Source organism: Actinoallomurus acanthiterrae (assembly GCF_054775715.1).
The window spans coordinates 7689197-7707671 of the sequence record NZ_BAAHCO010000001.1 but is presented as its reverse complement, the minus strand read 5'-3'; the positions used below and the strand labels follow the sequence as shown (position 1 = coordinate 7707671).

13 protein-coding genes are annotated in these 18475 nt (G+C 70.8%); 8 read left to right on the top strand and 5 right to left on the bottom strand.

Annotated features, from left to right (window positions below; all coding sequences use genetic code 11):
* Positions 1 to 2: 2 nt before the first annotated feature.
* From ACYVF7_RS36400 to ACYVF7_RS36385, 4 genes are all read left to right on the top strand, one after another.
* Positions 3 to 1469 (top strand): alpha-L-fucosidase, encoded by a 1467-nt coding sequence (locus ACYVF7_RS36400; RefSeq protein ID WP_460349651.1) that lies wholly within the window; start codon positions 3 to 5, stop codon positions 1467 to 1469.
* Positions 1470 to 1494: 25 nt separating this feature from the next.
* On the top strand, positions 1495 to 2442 hold the full coding sequence (locus ACYVF7_RS36395; protein ID WP_460349649.1) for a DUF1349 domain-containing protein: 948 nt from the start codon (positions 1495 to 1497) through the stop codon (positions 2440 to 2442).
* A gap of 130 nt (positions 2443 to 2572) precedes the next feature.
* Entirely contained in the window at positions 2573 to 2992 is a 420-nt protein-coding gene (locus ACYVF7_RS36390; protein WP_460349647.1) for a CU044_2847 family protein, read from the top strand.
* Complete coding sequence (locus ACYVF7_RS36385; protein WP_460349645.1) at positions 2989 to 7209, top strand: nSTAND1 domain-containing NTPase; 4221 nt, start codon at positions 2989 to 2991, stop codon at positions 7207 to 7209. The genes ACYVF7_RS36390 and ACYVF7_RS36385 overlap by 4 nt, the downstream gene beginning before the upstream one ends.
* Positions 7210 to 7219: 10 nt before the next feature.
* Here the strand turns inward: ACYVF7_RS36385 and ACYVF7_RS36380 are convergent, their stop codons facing one another.
* The 3 genes from ACYVF7_RS36380 to ACYVF7_RS36370 form a co-directional block, all read right to left on the bottom strand.
* A complete protein-coding gene (locus ACYVF7_RS36380; protein ID WP_460349643.1) occupies positions 7220 to 8473 on the bottom strand; it encodes a glycosyl hydrolase family 8 in 1254 nt (417 codons plus the stop codon).
* 181 nt (positions 8474 to 8654) lie between these two features.
* Positions 8655 to 8801, bottom strand: coding sequence for a hypothetical protein (locus ACYVF7_RS36375; RefSeq protein WP_460349641.1), 147 nt, complete (start codon positions 8799 to 8801; stop codon positions 8655 to 8657).
* Positions 8802 to 8932: 131 nt separating this feature from the next.
* Complete coding sequence (locus tag ACYVF7_RS36370) at positions 8933 to 10231, bottom strand: helix-turn-helix domain-containing protein (RefSeq protein WP_460349639.1); 1299 nt, start codon at positions 10229 to 10231, stop codon at positions 8933 to 8935.
* Positions 10232 to 10681: 450 nt separating this feature from the next.
* Between ACYVF7_RS36370 and trxA the strand changes: the two genes are divergently transcribed.
* Positions 10682 to 11041: a thioredoxin gene (trxA, locus tag ACYVF7_RS36365; RefSeq protein WP_360886327.1), complete on the top strand. Its 360-nt coding sequence runs from the start codon at positions 10682 to 10684 to the stop codon at positions 11039 to 11041.
* A gap of 68 nt (positions 11042 to 11109) precedes the next feature.
* Here the strand turns inward: trxA and ACYVF7_RS36360 are convergent, their stop codons facing one another.
* A complete protein-coding gene (locus tag ACYVF7_RS36360) occupies positions 11110 to 12174 on the bottom strand; it encodes a sodium:calcium antiporter (RefSeq protein ID WP_460349636.1) in 1065 nt (354 codons plus the stop codon).
* A gap of 317 nt (positions 12175 to 12491) precedes the next feature.
* On the opposite strand from ACYVF7_RS36360, the gene ACYVF7_RS36355 reads away from it, so the two are divergent.
* Entirely contained in the window at positions 12492 to 14390 is a 1899-nt protein-coding gene (locus ACYVF7_RS36355) for a PIG-L family deacetylase (RefSeq protein WP_460349634.1), read from the top strand.
* 234 nt (positions 14391 to 14624) lie between these two features.
* Positions 14625 to 16586, top strand: a complete 1962-nt coding sequence (gene thrS, locus ACYVF7_RS36350; RefSeq protein WP_460349632.1) for a threonine--tRNA ligase — start codon at positions 14625 to 14627, stop codon at positions 16584 to 16586.
* A gap of 206 nt (positions 16587 to 16792) precedes the next feature.
* On the opposite strand, the gene ACYVF7_RS36345 is transcribed toward thrS, so the two are convergent.
* Positions 16793 to 17821 carry an aminotransferase class V-fold PLP-dependent enzyme gene (locus tag ACYVF7_RS36345; RefSeq protein WP_460349630.1) on the bottom strand — a complete coding sequence of 343 codons (1029 nt, stop codon included), beginning with the start codon at positions 17819 to 17821 and terminating at the stop codon, positions 16793 to 16795.
* Between the two features lie 91 nt (positions 17822 to 17912).
* On the opposite strand from ACYVF7_RS36345, the gene ACYVF7_RS36340 reads away from it, so the two are divergent.
* On the top strand, positions 17913 to 18464 hold the full coding sequence (locus ACYVF7_RS36340) for an HIT family protein (protein ID WP_460349628.1): 552 nt from the start codon (positions 17913 to 17915) through the stop codon (positions 18462 to 18464).
* The last annotated feature ends 11 nt before the right edge of the window (positions 18465 to 18475 follow it).

The window sequence follows — 18475 nt, the reverse complement described above, 5'->3', positions numbered from 1 at the left end:
CCATGACCGGAGACCATGGCGTCGCCCGTCGCCGCTTTCTCGGCGGTGCGGCTGCGCTGGGCGGCGCGGTGCTGCTGGCACCGCCGGGCGTCGGCGAGGCGCTCGCCGCGACGGCCACCGCCCGTACCCCCGACTACCAGCCGACCAAGGCATCCCTCGACACCCATCCGGTACCGCGCTGGTACAAGGACGCGAAGTTCGGCATCTTCATCCATTGGGGCGTCTACTCCGCGATCGGCGGGGCCGTCCGTCAGTCGGCGTCGGAGTGGTACCTGTGGTACCAGAGCACCAAGGACTCCGCGGAGTGGAAGTACCACCGCGACACTTACGGCGAGAACGTCGTCTACGACGACTTCATCCCGCGGTTCACGGCCGAGCACTACGACCCGGACGCCTGGGTGCGTCTCTTCGAGGCCGCCGGCGCGGAGTACTTCGTCCTCACCAGCAAGCACCATGAGGGGTTCGCGCTGTTCCCCAGCGCTGTGACGGACCGGAACGCCGTGACGATGGGGCCGAAGCGCGACCTCGTCGGCGAGCTCGTCACGGCCGCCCGGCGGCGCGGCCGGATCCACCCGGGCCTGTACTACTCGCTCGGGGAGTTCTTCAACCCGGCGCTCGGCCGCCCGATGCGGAACTTCTACACCGACCAGGAGATCCCGCTCGTCGGGTACAAGCCGGTGAAGGACTACGTCGGCGACTACGAGCTGAAACAGCTGCGGGAGATCATCGACCGGTACGACCCGGACGTGCTGTGGGCCGACGGCCAGTGGTTCCGCCCGCCGGGCGACCCGCCGTGGCGCAGCGAGGAGCCGATCTCGTACTACTACAACCGGGCCAAGGACCGGCGGACGCCCAAGGGCGTCGTCGTCAACGACCGGTTCGACACCCATCTGGACTACGCCACCTACGAGCAGCGCACCAACCCCGACACGGACCCGCAGAAGTGGGAGTCCTGCATCACGATCGGCTACTCGTGGGGCTACAACAAGCACGAGCTGCCGGAGGATTTCAAGACCTCCGAGTACCTCATCCGTCTCCTCGCCGACGTGGTCAGCAAGAACGGCAACCTGCTGTTGAACATCGGGCCGAAGCCCGACGGCACCATCCCCGACATCCTGGAGGGACGGCTGCGCGACATCGGCGACTGGCTCGCGATCAACGGTTCGGCGATCTACGGGTCCGCGCCGTGGCAGCGGGCGCAGGAGGACGACGCCGATCCGGGCGTCCGCTACACCGTGACCCCCGGGCGGTTCCACGTCATCGTGTTCGGCTGGCCGGGTGGTGAGCTGGTGCTGCCGGGAGACCTCCCGCTCGCCCACGACACGAGGATCACGCTGCTCGGCCACCGAGGCGCCCCGCTGCGCTGGACCCGCAAGGACGGCAAGGTCATGATCACGATGCCGGCGGAGGGCCCAGCCTCCACGCCGAGCAAGCACGCCTACACGCTGTCCTTCGAGTGGCCGCGCTGACCGGGCGCAGCGGACGGGAGAGAAAATGACCACATCGACCACCACCGCGGCGTACCGCCCGGAAGAGGACACGCTCGGCCCGACGATCACGCTCACGACCTCACCGGCGGAGCCGAAGGCCGGGGATACCGTGACCGCGATCGTGGTACTCACCAACGACTGTCCGTTCGCCCTGCGCAACACCGTGCTGTACCTGACGAACCCCGGAGAGACCGGCGCGGCGCAGTCGATCGCCCTGGGCAACGTCCGCCGGGGCGCCAAGGTGACCCGGACCTGGCGCGGTACGGTGCCCGCGGACGTCATGGGCACCGTGTCGTTCACCGCACACGCGGTGTTCGACGTCAGCGCGCGCAGCGCGGACTTCGCCCGCGTGGCGAAGCGGCTCGACCTGCCCTACGTCGCGAACGGCGTGCGGGCGCCGTACAAGACGTACGCCACGACCGACGCCCGGTACGGCCAGTCGAGGAATCAGCTGGTGATCTGGGCGGGTGGCCGGGACCTGTCGGGCGGGACCGATGAGAAGGGCGTCATCTACCTGCCCGGGGCGGCCGCCGACTCGGCCACCCTCAAGGTACGGCTCGTCGACCAGCAGGGCGGCCAGAGCCCGGTCGCCAAGTCCGGGCTCGCCATCGCCAATGACCTGACCGCCCCGGAGAAGGGCGGCTACGCCGTTCTGACGATGTCGGTGAAGTACGGGCTGGAGTTCATGACCGACTCCGACGGCGACGGGCACCTCGACACCTGGGCCGGGGGCGGGAACAGCTTCCACCCCGCCTGGCTCAAGCTGGTGCGGTCGGGCACGACGTACACCGCCTATTCCAGTCCCGACGGCAGTTGGTGGAGCCAGGTCGCCGCCGCCACAGTGCCGTCGGCGCGCGCGGCATGCGACGCCGGCCTCGTCGCCAGCGCCGTCAACACCAACTATCCGGGCGAGACGACCCGTGCCGTCTTCGACCACTTCAACGTCGCCTGAGCTCATGGTGGGGCGTTCGCCGTCGGGAGGCGGCCGCCCCACCGTCGGGGTCATTCCGCGATCACCTTCTGGAGCGGCCACTCCTGTTGTACGTTCGGCATCGCGTGCCGTGTACGGCGGTTCGGGGCGGATGTCCCAGAAGCGCGGGGACGCCGCGAAGAGCGGTGACGAGCGGAAGAGGAACATGGCGTATCTGGTCGAGCTGCCCGTGACGGTGAACGGCGAGCCGGCAGAAGTGATCAAGGTCCAGATAGAGGAGTCCGCCGACGGCCTGGTCAAGGCGGCCCGGCCGGGTCAGGTCGTCGCGCGGGCCACGCGCTCGCTCGGCGAGATGCTCGCCGGCATCCGGCCCGTCGCGGAGAACTTCGTCAGCAGCTTCCGGGACATGGTCGACGCCCCGGATGAGATCGGCGTCGAGTTCGGCCTGTCTCTGTCCGCGGAGGCCGACGTGGTGATCACCAGTACGGCGGCGGAGGCTGCCTTCTCGGTGTCGCTGAAGTGGAGACCCGCAGCCGACGACCAGGGTGACCCGGCCGCCGTCTCCTCATGACCTCCGCGGGGCCGGAGGCCGGGCTGGGGCCCGCGGCCCTGGACGCGGCGATGCTCCGGATCCACGACGCGAGCGGTGAGCCGGTCGGTGGCGGCTTCCTGGTCACCCCCGAGCTCGCGCTGACCTGCGCCCATGTCGTGTCGGCCGCCCTCGGCACCGACCAGGGGGCGCGGCCCGACGCGTCCGCCCGTCTCCGGCTGGACCTGCCGCTGCTGCCGTCCGCGCCGTCGGCCGAGGCGAGCGTCGAGCACTGGGTGCCGCCGGCGGCCGGCGCGGAGACCCTCGGGGACGTCGCCGTGCTCCGGCTCCACGAATCCCCGCCCGGCGCCCGGCCGATCCGCCTGGTGGAGGCCCGCGACACGTGGGGGCATCCGGCGCGTGCCTTCGGCTTCCCGCTGGGGCGTTCCGGCGGGGTGTGGCACTCGGGCGTACTGCGGTCGCGGCAGGCCGACGGCTGGGTGCAGGTCGACCTCACCGGCGCCGGCTACCGGGTGTCCGGTGGCTTCAGCGGCGGCCCGGTGTGGGACGAGAACCTCGCCGGCGCGGTCGGCATGATGGCGGTAGCCGAAGCGGGTGAGCCGCCGGTGAGCTACCTCATCCCGACCGAGGCCCTGATGGCGGCCTGGCCGCCGCTTCGCCCGCTCGTCCTCCCCCCGTCGCCGTTCCGGGGCCTGGCGGCGTTCCAGGAGGCCGACGCCGGGGTGTTCCACGGCCGCGAGAAGGAGAGCGACGAGCTCGCGGCCATGGTGCGCGCCGAACGCCGGGTGTGCCTGGTCGGTCCGTCCGGCTCCGGCAAGTCCTCGCTGGCGCTGGCGGGCGTCGTCCCGCGCGTCAAAGCGGAGGGCTTCGCGGTCGCCGTGCTGCGGCCGAGTTCCGGCAGCAGTCCGCTGTCCGCGCTGGCGTCCGCGCTCCTGGCCTTGCTGGAGCCCGACCTGGACGCCACCGAACGTCTCCTGCGGCTCCCGGGGCTCAGGGACGCGCTGGCCCACGGCGGCCTGGGTGATCTGGTGCCGCAGGTGCTGCGGGACGAGGGACGGCACCGGCTGCTGATCGTGGTCGACCAGTTCGAGGAGCTGCTCGCCCAGGAGACCGAGGCGGTGGACGCGCTGGCCGACGTGCTGTTCACCGACGCGCTGCCGGACGCCGTCCGCGTGCTCACCACCCTGCGCGCCGACTTCCTGGAGACCGCGCTGGCCCATCCCCGGATCGCCCCCGTCGTACGGAGCCCGGTCTACGTCCTCGGCGCGATGTCCGAGGAGGATCTTCGGCGGGTCGTCACCGCACCGGTCGCGGCGATCCCCGGAGTCGGCTACGAGGACCGCCTCGTCGACCGCATCCTCGCCGACACCGGTGCCGAACCCGGAGCCCTTTCCCTGCTCGGCTTCACGCTGGATCTGCTGTGGCGGCAGCAGAGCGGTGGCCTGCTCACCCACGCCGCCTACGAGGGGCTCGGCGGAGTCCCCGGAGCCTTGAGCGCGTATGCCGAGCGGGTATGGGCCGAGAGCGCTCCCGCGTCGGAGGAGCCCGACGCCAAGCGTTTATTGACTCGGCTCATCAGCCTTCCGGTCGGCTCCACCACCGCGACGCGCAGGACCGCCCAGCGCTCCGAGCTGAGCGCGGAGGAATGGGACATCGCCCGGCGGCTCGCCGCGACCCGGCTTCTCGTGACCGACCGAGACGGTGAGGGCGTCGAGACCGTGGAGCTCGCCCACGAGGCGCTGATCGGCGGCTGGGACCGGCTGAGCGCCTGGGTCGCCGACGACCGCTCGTTCCTCGCGTGGCGTGGATCGCTCCAGCATGACCTGGACCGTTGGAACGACGCCGGCCGGACCCCGGACCTGCTGCCGGCATCGTCCACCGTCGAACTCGCCGATCGCTGGCCGGCCGAACGCTCGGCCTACCTGAGCGACGCCGAACGCGACTATCTGCGCCAGGGCCGGCTGCACCACCGTACGCGCGCCCGCAGGCGCCGGGTGCTGCTGTCCGGGCTGGCGGGCCTGGTCGCGCTGGCCCTGGTCCTGGGGTCGCTGTTCGCCTACCAGCGGCACGTCAGCGCCGGACTCGACGCGTTGGCCGACTCGCGGGCGCTGGTGCAGTCCTCGGCCGACGAGGCCTACCTGGACCCGGCGCAGTCGGTGATGCTCGCCCTCGCCGCCTACCGGGCCGCACCCACGCAGGAGGCGCGCAACGCGCTGCTGCGCGCGTACCTCAAGTACTCCTGGTCGGACCGCACCCTTTCCGGGCTGCTCGGACAGGTCGCCAGGATCCAGGCGAGCCGCAACGGCGACGTCCTGCTGGCGCGCACGGTACAGGGCACGGCGACGCTGTTCACCCACGCCGCCGACGGCCGCATGCGGCAGCGGCGGCTGGACTCCGACACTCAGGTGGACTTCCCGGTGGTCGCCCCCGACGGTGAGCGGGTCGCGTTCGTCAACATCGACGGCTCCGTGGAGTGGTACGACGTGCGCGACGCCGACCGCGGCCTGGTCGGCGCGCCGCATCGGCTGCCCGCGGCGCCCGAGGTCGCTGAGAACTCGTTCGCCGACAACCGGGCGGACATGTCAGAAGACGGCGTGCTGCTCGCCTCGGAGTCCAGCGCCCACGTCGTCTGGTGGAACCTGCGGACGGGCGGCGCGCCCCGGCGCGTGCCCGCCCCGAAGGACAACGACGGCACGATGTGGTTCGGTCCCGACGACCGGACGGTGCTGACCGGCGTGTACCGCTCCGGTCCGTCGCACACCGAGGACGTCGTCGCCGTCGACCTGGCGACAGGCGCGAAGCGCACCGTTGCGACCGATGTCAGCGGCTTCGGGGTGTCCGGCGACGGGAACGTGGTGTCGTTCTGCCGGACCGAGGGCGGCGGGGCGGCGGTGGCCGCACGGCGCGTCGCTGACGGAGCACCGGTGGGCCGGCCGTACACACAGAAGGGCGAGAACGTCTGCCAGTTGGCCGCCACCGACGTGACCGGGCACCACGTCGCGGTCGGCGGGGCATCCTCGATGAGTCTCATCGACCTGGACCAGGGCAGGCAGGTCTCACAGACCCACCTGCCCGACGGGGTGGTCTCCTCCTACTACCCGCGCCTGGCGGCGACCGGCGGCGGGCCCGTGCTCATCGGCACCGCCGACACACAGATCACCTACACGCGCCTGTCCTCCGGGCCGGGGAACATCGACGTCGGCGGCGCCGCGCTCACGCCCGACGGCGGCCGCGTCGTCTACGTCGCCAAGGACGGGTCCCGCCTGCAACTGCGCACCACCGACGGAACCGGAAGGCCGCTGGCCGAAGCCGCGCGGCCGAAGCCGTACCTTGTCCCCGACAAGGCCGACGTCCCGAGGTTCGACCGGACCGGAAGGCTGCTGGCGGAGCGTGAGGGTGAATCCCTCATCGCCGTACGCGACGCCGCCTCGCTGCGGCCGACGGCGCAGATCACCGTCCCGCCACCGCCGGTCGACACCACGTCCTCGAGCATCCTGACGTACTTCTTCGACCGAGCGGATCACCTGGTCACGGTGTCCGGCACCCGGATCCAGCTGTGGGACCCCCGGGACGGGCGGCGACTGGCCGAGTTCGATGCCACGGCGCTGCACCCGACGGTCGCCGCGGGCGTTCCGCAGCTCTACGTCAGCGAGTACACGACCGGCGACGAGGTGATCGTCCTCGCCGGTGGTGACCGGGTCGTCCGCGTCCTTGACCTGCGGACCGGTCGGCTCAGGCCCGACATGACGACCGGCACCGACACGATCGCGCTCTTCTACGACCCCAGCGGACACTACTTCGCTCTGCTCCGCCACGGCAGTGTGGTCGAACTGTGGCGGCGCCATCCCCTCCGCAGGGAACTCGGTCCACTGCCCAGCCTGGGCAATGACACCTTCGTCGCCAAGTTCCTCGACGCGCACGGCCACTTCCTGCTTGCCTCCAACGAGGCCGTGCGCGTCTACCGGGTCGGTGCCCGCGCCTACCAGCAGTCGTACGACTTCGGCGACGCGTCGGACACCATCTCGGCCACGCATTACCAGTTCCTCGACGCGTCGAGGAACGGCAGGACGGTGGTGTTCGCCGATGGCGACGACGCCGGACCGCTCGTTCTCGATCCCGGGGCGTGGGCCCGGCAGCTGTGCCGGATCATCGGTTACCGCGACTTCACCCCCGCTGAGCGCGCGGGCCTGCCGGTGCGAGTGCCCGGCGGGCCCACGTGCTCGGATACGAGTCATTGATCCGCCGAGGTCAGCTCGCGGGGGACCAGTAGTCGCCCGCCATGACGATGTAGACGAGCATCTTGATCGTCTCGCCGTAGTACGTGTCGCCGTACGGGTTGGTGGCCAGGAAGTTCCACAGCTTGTCCGTCCAGGCCTGGTCGCCGGCGGCCATGGCGGCCACGCCGACCGGGTCGTTGGCGGCCTCGGACTGGTCGTCGGTCTGGGTGGGGGTGCCGTCGAGCTTGGTGTGCGGGTAGATCTTCGCCGGGTCACCGCCCGCGTGGCTCTTGTAGCTCGCCGACTCCTTCGTGGCGACGCCGACGGTCACCGACGAGCCGTACAGCAGGGCGTCGGTTCCCATGTGCCACGGCACGCGCACGGAGTTGTAGCCGACGATGTTGTCCGGCTGGCTCTCCTGGTAGTCGGCGGGCGCCGGCTTCGGGCTGCTGGTGTTCGCGTTCACCACGAAGTCCGACAGGAGGTTCGCGGTGGGGGAGTACTTCGCGGTGAACGCCTTGATGACCGCCTCGGTGCGCGTGACGACCTTGTTCCAGTCGTGGGCGGTGTCGTAGGCGGCGAAGGCGCGCAGGTGGTCGAGCATGTGGTCGGATGGGCGGGTGTCGGTGCTCGGCCCGTCGTCCTCGCACTTGAGGTGCCCGTCGGAGGCGACGTCGGCGGCGTAGAACTTGGCCAGCCAGTCCTTGGCCGCGCTCGTGTAGCCGCCCCACTGCTTGTCGGCGAGGACCAGGCCATACCCGACGTCCAGGTCGCCGTCCGTGGCGCCGTCGGGCGTCCCGGAGTCGGCGTACTTGCACGAACTGCCGTCGATCTTCCACTGCATCATGCCCTGGGAGTCGCGGTGGGTGGACACCACGTGCCACAGCCCGTCGAACTCCGCCTTGGCGTCGGCGTCGTAGCCGGCCATGAGCGGCACGATGTTCATGCCGTAGCCCTGCGCCTCGGAGACGGTGCCCTTGTTCGGGGCGTCCCCGGTGGCGTAGACGAGGTAGCCGCCGCAGGCGGCGCGCAGGTACTTGCTCTTCCAGGAGTCGTACTGCTTCGTGACGGCGGCGTCGCGCGCGGACTGGCTCGCGGACGGCATGACGCCCGTCTTGTACGTCACATGCGTCGGGAACGGGTGGGCGGGGGCTGCGGCCGTACCGGCCTGCCGGGCCACGGCCGCCGGAGCGGCGCCGGCCTGGCCGGTAGCGGCCACGAGAGGGAGTGAGACGACGGCGACCGCGGTCGCGAGGGCAGTCGACCGGCCCCTTCTGTGGAACATGCGGGCCTCCTCGGCGGGGGACTGCGCCGCCGGGTCGGCACGCCGACATCCGGCGGATGTTAGGAAGGTTTCCTAACAAGCTCCGAGGATGAGCCCGCTTCGCGCGCGCGTCAAGAGCGGTCGGCGAATCCGTCGCGAGGGGGAAGGGGCCGGCCGGGGCGTCCGGCCGGCGGCATCCCGGTCAGTGGTGGCGGTGGTGCACCACGACGTGGTGGACGACGTGGTGATGCACCACGTGGTGATGAGAGTGACCGCAGGCCGACAGCGTCAGCAACGCGGGGGTGAGCGCCACGACCGCCACCGATGCCAGTCGAATCCGCCGAACCATCACGTCATTCCTCCGAGGGTCGTACTTCAGGCTTCATCCAGCTTTTCCGGACGAAGCCTTCCATGAACGACAAGGTAGACGCGAGGCGGGGCGGATCGGTTCCCCCGAGATCGGTTCCCCCGAACTTCGGCTCAGAGCCCCATGCAGGCGAGAGCCCGCTGGAAGGCGGCCTTCTGCCCGTCGGCCTGCCCCGCGGCCCCGAGGAGCTCCGCCAGGTCGAACCACGCGCGGGCGGCGGGCCGGTGCGCCTCCATCTTCTCCAGGTACTCCACTGCCTGGGAGAACGCGGCTACCCCTTCCTCTCGGAGCCCGAGGCGCACCTGCGCGTCGCCCAGGACGGTGTAGGCCTCGGCGATGGCCATTCCGGCGGTCTCGCTGAGAATGTCGGTCGCCCGCCGCGCCAGTGCCGCGGCCTCGATCGGCCGCCCGAGTACGATCTCGGCACGGGCCTGGTACATGAGGCAGTACGCGAAGTCGACCGTACTGGCGGAGCTGGAGTCCATCTCACGTTCGGCCTGGTGCATCAGCTCGAGAGCGCGCTCGGCCTGGTCGGGGTGCACGCGCAGCAGGAAGTGCGCGTACACGGCTCGCAGCCGGGGGAGGTTGCGCGGATCGTCCTCCTCGCCGAGGAGGGCGATCGCGCGTTCGGACAGCCTGAGCGCTTCGCGCGTTTCGCTGCGCAGGTCCGCCACCCAGGCGGCGTTCCAGTACGCGGCCATCAGCGCGCGGGGGCTGCCGATGGCCTCCGCGCGCTCGATGAGGACCTCGGCGAGCTGCCGCGCGTACGCCAGGTCGCCGCGCTGTTCGTAGCCGGCCAGGATGGTGGAGCCGAGCATCACCATCGTGTCGGTCCACGGCCCGCCGGCCGCGGTCAGCCGATCGAGGGCGTCCTCGCCGACCTGGATGCTGCGAGCAAGATCCCCGCGCTCGCGGTGGCACCGGCTCAGCGCGGTGTGGACCTCGGCCCATCGCTCGGGTTCCGACAGTGGGGAGAGCGTCTCGGTCGCGAGCTCGAGGTCGCTGATCGCCTCCTCGAGCGCTCCGGTCGCCTCGAGGGCCAGGGCGTGACCCCAGCGGGCCTCGTGCGCGAGCGCGGGCAGGTCGGCGAGGGCTGGGTCGGTGAGGACCTCCGAAAAACGGACGCGGGCCTCGGCGGCGCCACCGTTCTGCAGGGCGATCTGCGCGTACTCCAGCGTCTCCCGGAGCCCGCTGATGGTCTCCTCCGTGACCCCGGTGAGCAGGTACGACTCCGAGCAGCCGAGCTTGCGGGCCAGAAGTGCCACCATGCTCGGTGCGGGTGTGCGCTTGCCGCTTTCGATGAGTGACACGTAGCTGTCGGAGAGTTCCGGCCAGGCCAGCTGAGCCTGGGAAAGCTGCTTGCGCAGCCGCAAGTTACGAACCCGTTCCCCGAGCGATTCTTGACCTGGCATCCCGCCCGCCTCTACAAGAAAATGACAGAACCATGCGAAAGGATAGAAAACAATGTCACATCTTCGCAGGGTCATCGCCCTGTTCCTGTTGGCTATAGTCACTTCACTCGTCAGCGTGCAGACGGTCGGCGTTGTCTCCGCCTCCGCGTCGGTCTCCTCGACGGCGTCGGACAGCGACACGACGATCAGGTGCTGCTGACCGACCCGCTCCGACTCCGCGGCGCGCCATGACAGGCGCGTTCCGCGGCCGGTCCGGCGATGACCCTCGAGGAGCCCCACATCCCGGGTGCCCCGGCATGACCGGGAGCCGGGCTGCGGTGCCGAGGGTCGTGGCCACATCGCCGGGCCGTGCGACGGTGTGCCACCGGAATTACCGGGGTGGCTCCTCTGTTGTGCTGGGGGCGGGTGGCCTGATAGGACCCGTTGACCCCGACACCGAGGAGCTGTGACATGGCGACGACGACGCTGACCTCCGAGAATTTCGACAAGGCCGCGAGCGGCGACGGCATCGTGCTGGTCGACTTCTGGGCCAGCTGGTGCGGGCCGTGCAAGATGTTCGCGCCCATCTACGACGAGGCGTCCGCCAAGCACGAGGACATCGTCTTCGGCAAGGTCGACACCGAGGCCGAACAGGACCTGGCGATGCGCTTCGACATCCGGTCCATCCCGACGATCATGGCGGTCCGCGACGGCGTGATCGTGTTCTCCCAGCCCGGCGCGCTCCCCGCCGAGTCCCTCGAGAGCCTCATCGAGCAGGTCCGCGCCCTCGACATGGACGACGTGCGCAGCCGCCTGGCCAAGAAGGCCTGACCGCCCCCGCCGGTCCCGCCCGGCACCGCCGCCGACCGCGGACCGGCGTCACCGCCGGTCCGTCGTGATCAGGTCAGGATCGGGATCAGGCAGAGCCCGAAGACGGCGTAGAAGCCGGCCGCCAGGGTCAGGGTCCGGGCGTTGAAGCGGCCCGTCCTGAGCATCGCCAGCAGGAACACCATGGCCGCCATCGTGACCACTCCGGACAGGAGCAGGGCGCCGTCGAAACGCCACGGCGTGAACAGGATGCCCAGCCCGGACGGCACGGTCGCCTGGATCATCATCGCGCCGCTGATGTTGGCCAGGGCAAGCGGAGTCTTGCCCTGGCGGACCCAGATCACGGCGTTCATGATCTCGGGCAGCTCGGTGGCGATGGGGGAGAGCAGCAGCGCGGTGACCGCCGCGGGCAGGCCGATCATGGGGCCGATCGCGTCGAGCTGGTGCACGAACAGCTGCGACGCGAAGAAGATGATCACAAGGGTGACGACGCTCTGCGTGACGACGGCCCACGTCGCCGGCGTCTCGCGGCGGCGCTGCAGGAGCAGCGGCTCCAGGTCCGCGCCGTCGCCGTGCTCCCCGCCGTCGCGCAGCTCCCGCCAGAAGTAGACCGCGTACGTGGTAAAGAAGAGCAGGCCGAGCCAGGGCTTGTACGCGAAGGCCACCAGGCCCAGCGCCACCTTCACGACGAAGATGGCGAGGAACCACCGCTGGTCGCGCGCGAGTTTGCCGGTGTCGCCCAGGTCGTCGCCCGGCGAGCCGCCCGTCGTGTCCCCGGCCGCCCCGCCGGTTCCGCCGCCGACGGGGGCGGCCGTACGGGCGGCGGCCTGGACCTTCCGGCGGCTGGTCAGCATCATGAAGCCGGTCACGCCGTACGCGACGGTGGCCAGGGCGAGGGGGCCGCCCATCGCGGCTCCGACACCGATGTCCTTCTGCGCCTCGCCGGAGCCGAACACCACGGCGACGAACGTCACGACACTCTCCGGCAGCGCCGTGCCGAACGCGGCGAGCAGGGTCCCGACGGCGAGCGGGCCGACCTTCAACCGGACGCCCAGCCATTCCACGGCGTTGACGAACCACTCGCAGGACAGGTAGATCGCTACGGCGCATGCCAGCAGGATCACGACGTGCAGCATGTGTTCCTCATCGATCGGGCACCGTGAGACAAGAAAAGAGACCTCGGCTCACGGTGAACAGCGGTCACCGACAGCCGAAGGTCTCGTCCACCCCTGTGGGGCCCGGGCACCGGGAGCGCTGAGCACTCCAGTATGTCGACGACCGGCCGGCGGGACTACTCCCCTTCGCCGCGCCCAGCTTACTCGACGGTCCGGCCTGCCGTTTCCGCACCCCCGGACGGGTCCGACGTCTCGTTTCCGCGCACGGACAGGTCCGGCGTTCCGCGATACTCATTTGGTTCCCGCACATCCGCGCCGTTCATGGGAGTGTCCGCCGCATGTCCAACGAACCGTCCGCATCCGGAGCTCCGCTATTCGGACCCGATCGGCGGCGGTTCTTCCTGGTCGGTGCGGTCGCCGCGGCCGGGCTGGGCACGGGCATCGGCCTGCTCTCCGAGAGCAACACGCGCGCGTCGGTGAACCGCCACGGCGCGGCGGCGCCGGGAACGCCCGCGGCCCGCTCCCGCTACCTGCAGATCGTCGCGCACGAGGACGACGACCTGCTGTTCATGACGCCGGACCTGTCGGAGTCGCTGCGCGCCGGATCGCCGCACCTGACCGTCTACCTCAGCGCGGGGGAGAGCAAGGCCGGCGTCCCGCCCGACACCCATGACGTGAACGCCTACGTGGCCGACCGCGAGACCGGCCTGCGGACGGCGTACGCCCTCATGCTCGGCGTCCGCGACCGGTGGCGGCAGGAGACCCTCACGACCGGCTCGCTGCGGCTGCAGTCGTACACCCTCGTCGACCGGCCCGACATCCGCCTGGTGTTCATGCTCGTGCCGGACGGGCGCGACCCGCGCGCCAGCCTGAGCTGGCACACCCTCGGAAAGCTCTGGAGCGCCGCCGACCATCCGAAGCTGTGCGGCTGGACCCAGGCGCCCGAGGGCTCGCCGTACCGGCGCTGCCTGACCCGGGAGGACGTCCTCACCGCGCTCACCGACCTGATGCAGAGCTTCCGGCCGACCGTCGTACGCTCCCAGGACATCGCGCCCGACGAGCGGTACAGCGCGGACCACCCCGATCACATCGCCGCCGCCCACTTCGCCGGCGAGGCCGTGCGCCGCTACGCCACACGCCACCCCGACCGGCTCGTGCTCCAGGTCAACTACCGCGACTACAACATCCGCAACCTGGCGGTGAACCTCAGCGAGGCCGACAACAAGTTCAAGCAGCGCGTGTTCGCGGCGTACTCCGCGCACGACTACCGCATCAGCGCCGAGAACCCCCACTGGGACGCCTACGAGGCGCGGATGGTCTACCGGTGGCCGCGCGGCACCGGCTTCACCGCGATGGACACCGTGTACGCGGTGGCTGGGGGCCGCCTGGTCGCCTGGCGGCGCACGGGCGGCCGCTGGTCGGCCCCCCGGGTCATCGGCGATCCGGGTGGCGCCCTGGCGCCGGCGGTGGCCGCCGCCGGGCCGGTGGTGCTCGGCCTGCAGTCCGACACCGGGGAGGTCGTCGCGTACGACCAGGGGGGCTGGCAGTCCCTCGGCCGCCCGGACCCGGCGAAGATCCGCAACCAGGCCGGCGCCCCGGTGGCCGTGGTCGACGGCTCGGGGATGGTCGCGGTGTTCGTCCGCAACGGGCGCGGGGGCGTCAGCGCGCGGTTCCTCGGCGCGGGGGGCTGGAGCCACAAGTGGACGGACCTGCCGGGCATCGACCTGCGGCAGGTCCTCTCCCCGCAGCCGAAGAAGAAGCACCTGCGGTACGGCGACGTCCAGGACGGCCTGGCGGCGGTCGTCACCGACGGCGGGCTGATCGAGCTGTTCGCCGCGACCCGCTCGCAGGTCCTGTGGTGGCGCCAGCACGCGCAGGGCAAGCCCCTCGTCTTCGCGGGCACCCTCCCGGTGGCCGGGGCGATCGCGCCGCTCGGCGCCGAGCTGGCCGGCGGCCGGATCAAGGTGCTGTTCCGCGAGCCGTGGACCGCGCGGACGATGACGATCTCCCGCCAGGTGGCGGCGAAGCTCTGGGACAGCCCGGCGGTCGTGGGCGCCGCGCGGGGCCTCGACGGCGAGCCGCCCGTCATCGGGCGGCCGCCCCGGATGCAGCTGGTCGGGGTACCCGCCCCACTGCCGGCCGGCGGGGAGCTGTGCGCTCTGGGCGCCGACGGGCGCCTGCACGTCGCCGCGCGCGCTCACGGCGAGAAAGCCGCGTGGCGGGCCATCGGCCGCTGATATACCCTGAGCGCATGGCGGCCATATTCCAGACGACGACGCCGGGCGAGCCCCGGCGCGAAGGCTGCCAGCACTGACTTGACGGCCGAGGCCCCGGGAGCGATCCCGGGGCCTCGCTGCTTCCCGGCTCGCTCCCGCCGCACGAGAGGAGCGATCATGGCGCCGATGGCGTCCGGAGGACCCGCACAGTCGATAGCATTCGAAGCTGATATCCCTGACCATCAAGGAGTTTCCGTGTCTGAGCTGCGCATCACCCTCGACGGAAGCGAGCGTGTGGTGGCGGCCGGCACCACCGCCGGAGAAGCGCTCGACGCCGACGGCCGCACCGTGATCGCCGCCCGCGTCGGAGGCCAGGCCCGCGACCTGGCGTACGCCCTGCGTGACGGCGACGTCGTCGAGCCGATCCAGATCGACTCGCCCGAGGGCCGGGCCATCATGCGTCACTCCGCCGCGCACGTCATGGCGCAGGCGGTGCAGGACCTGTTCCCCGAGGCCAAGCTCGGTATCGGCCCGCCCGTCGAGAACGGCTTCTACTACGACTTCGACGTCGAGCACCCCTTCCAGCCCGACGACCTCAAGCGCATCGAGAAGAAGATGCGGGAGATCGTCAAGCAGGGGCAGCGGTTCTCACGCCGGGTCGTCGCCGACGACGACGCCCGTGAGGAGCTCGCCGCCGAGCCGTACAAGCTGGAGCTCATCGGCCTCAAGGGCTCCGCCGCGGACGAGGAGAGCGTGGAGGTCGGCGGCGGCGAGCTGACCATCTACGACAACCTCGACGCCAAGAGCGGCGACCTGCGCTGGAAGGACCTGTGCCGCGGCCCGCACGTGCCGTCCACCCGCGTGATCCCCGCGTTCAAGCTCATGCGCTCCGGCGGGGCGTACTGGCGCGGCAGCGAGAAGAACCCTCAGCTCCAGCGCATCTACGGCACCGCGTGGGAGTCCAGGGAGAAGCAGGACGAGTACCTGAAATTGCTGGAGGAGGCCGAGAAGCGCGACCACCGCAAGCTCGGCGCCGAGCTGGACCTGTTCTCCTTCCCGCCCGAGTTGGGCAGCGGATTGCCCGTCTTCCACCCCAAGGGCGGGATCGTCCGTAAGGAGATGGAGGACTACATGCGGCGGCGGCAGCAGGAGGCGGGCTACGAGTTCGTCAACACCCCCCACATCACCAAGTCGTCGCTCTTCGAGACCTCCGGCCACCTGCCGTACTACGGCGACGACATCTTCCCGCCCTTCGAGGTGGACGAGGTCGAGTACCGCGTCAAGCCGATGAACTGCCCGATGCACAACCTGATCTTCCGGGCGCGCGGGCGGTCCTACCGCGAGTTGCCGCTGCGGATGTGCGAGTTCGGCTCGGTGTACCGGTATGAGAAGTCGGGCGTGGTGCACGGCCTTACTCGCGTGCGCGGCATGACCCAGGATGACTCGCACATCTACACCACCAAGGAGCAGATGGGCGACGAGATCAAGTCGCTGTTGTCCTTCGTGCTCAGCGTGCTGCGCGACTTCGGTCTCTCCGAGTTCTTCCTGGAGCTGTCCACCAGGGATGACTCCGACAAGTTCATCGGCGACGACGCAGACTGGGCGGAGGCGACCGAGGCACTGCGCCAGGCGGCCGAGGAGTCCGGGCTGGAGCTGGTGGACGACCCGGGCGGGGCCGCGTTCTACGGCCCGAAGATCTCCGTACAGGCCAAGGACGCCATCGGCCGGACCTGGCAGCTGTCGACCATCCAGCTCGACTTCAACCAGCCCAAGCGCTTCGGCCTGGAGTACCAGGCGGCCGACGGCACCCGGCAGACCCCGGTGATGATCCACCGGGCGCTGTTCGGATCGATCGAGCGGTTCTTCGGCGTGCTCCTGGAGCACTACGCGGGGGCGCTCCCGCCGTGGCTGGCCCCGGTACAGGCGGTCGGCATCCCCATCTCCGACGACCACGTCCCGCACCTGCAGAAGATCGCTTCCAAGCTGCGCGACCGGGGCATCCGGGTGGAGGTCGACACCTCCAGCGACCGGATGCAGAAGAAGATCCGCAACGCGCAGAAGCAGAAGGTGCCGTACATGCTGCTGGCCGGCGACGACGACGTCGCCAAGGACGCCGTCTCGTTCCGCTACCGCAACGGCGAGCAGAAGAACGGCATCCCCATCGACGAGGCCGTCGAGGAGATCGTCAAGGCCGTCGAGAGCCGCATCCAGGTCTGAGGCCGTCAGTGATCCCCGGCGCGTGCTGCGCAGGCGCCGGGGATCACGTCTACGGTCGGCCGTCCTGTCGTTCTCCTCGATGACGGCGTCCACGTCGTCCCAGATCTCCTCGGCGCGCTCGTTGTCACGGTCGCGCTCCACGAACCGCCTCCACCGCACGATCGAATGAGATGCCGGGGAGGCTCACAGCGTCCGCCGACAGATGATCATCTTTGCCGGGACAGCGCCGCGACGGCGGTGTCGACGTCGGCTTCCGTCGTGTAGAGGTGGAAGGCGAGGCGTGCCGCGCCGTTGCGGACGGACGCGCGGATGCCGGCCGCCGCGAGCCGCTCGGCCGCGCCGGGCCGGGTGACGCCGACGATCGCGCTGTCGCCGGGTGGCAGGCCGAGGCCGGTCCGGAACCGGTTGGCCAGCCGTACGTCATGGTCGTGGATCGGGCCGATGCCGATCTCCAGGAGCAGCTCCAGCGTGGGGGCGGCCGCGACATAGGAGAACCAGGGGGCGGCGATGTCGAATCGCCGGGCGTCCTTCGCCAGCCGCAGCGGCGGGCCGTACGAGGCGTCGCCGTCACCGGCGTACCAGTTGGCGGCGATCGGCCGGATGCGGTCGCGCACGGCCGGGCTCACGTAGCAGAAGGCGGTGCCGCGCGGGCACATCAGCCACTTGTACGCCGAGACGGCGAGGACGTCGAAGGACGTCGCGTCGACCGGTAGCCAGCCGACCGCCTGAGTGGCGTCGGCGACGACGAGCGCGCCGTGCGCCCGCGCCGCCGTGACGACCTCGTCCACGGCGGCGACCTCACCCGTCGCGGACTGGACCAGGCTGAAGGCGACCGCGTCCGTGCGCTCGTCGATCGCGCCGGGCAGGTCGGCGGGCGGCACTGTGCGCACGTCGAGATCGTGCACGAGCCAGGGGAACAGGTTCGACGTCTGCTCGATGTCGGGGACGACCACGCGCGAGCCGGGCGGCAGCGAGGCCGCGACCGGGGCGAGCACCTGCGAGGCGGAGGCGCCCACGGCCACGTCGTCGGCCGCGACGCCGACCAGACGCGCGAACGCGCCGCGCGCGCGATCGGTGGATCGGTCCCACTTGTCCCAGCCGTTGGCCCCGCGACGCCACTCGGCCAGCGCGCTCTGCAGGGCCTCGAACGCCAGCGCCGGCGGTATGCCATAGCTCGCGGTGTTCAGCCATCCCGGCTCCGGGTCCCAGAGCCGTACCGCCTCGTCAAGATTCATCCCGGTGAGCCTAACGGCGGCCATCGGCAACCGAGCGCTCGTTCGGCACCCGCGCGCGGTCCTGCGGGGGCTCCGGCCCTATGCTGCTGGCATGACCGAGTCCGACCATGAGGAACAGTACGGGGTCGGGGATCCCGACCAGTTCCAGCGCCTGTGGACGCCTCACCGGATGGCCTACATCAAGGGTGAGAGCAAGCCCACCGGCGCCGGAGCGGAGGACGGGTGCCCGTTCTGCGAGATCCCGAAGATGAGCGATGAGGACGGCCTGGTCGTCCGGCGCGGGGAGAGCGTCTTCGTCGTCCTGAACCTCTACCCGTACAACTCCGGTCACCTCATGGTGTGCCCCTACCGGCACGTCGCGGACTACACCGAGCTGGACGAGGCGGAGACCGCCGAGCTGGCCCGGCTCACCCAGTGCGCCATCACCGCGCTGCGCAAGGCGAGCGGCGCCCACGGGTTCAACGTCGGCATGAACCTCGGCACGGTCGCCGGCGCGGGCATCGCCGCGCACCTCCACCAGCACGTCGTCCCACGCTGGGGCGGGGACACCAACTTCATGCCGGTCATCGGCCAGACCAAGGTGCTGCCCCAGCTCCTGCGCGAGACCCGTCAGATCATCGCCGACGCCTGGCCCCAGGACTGAGCCGTCAGGCC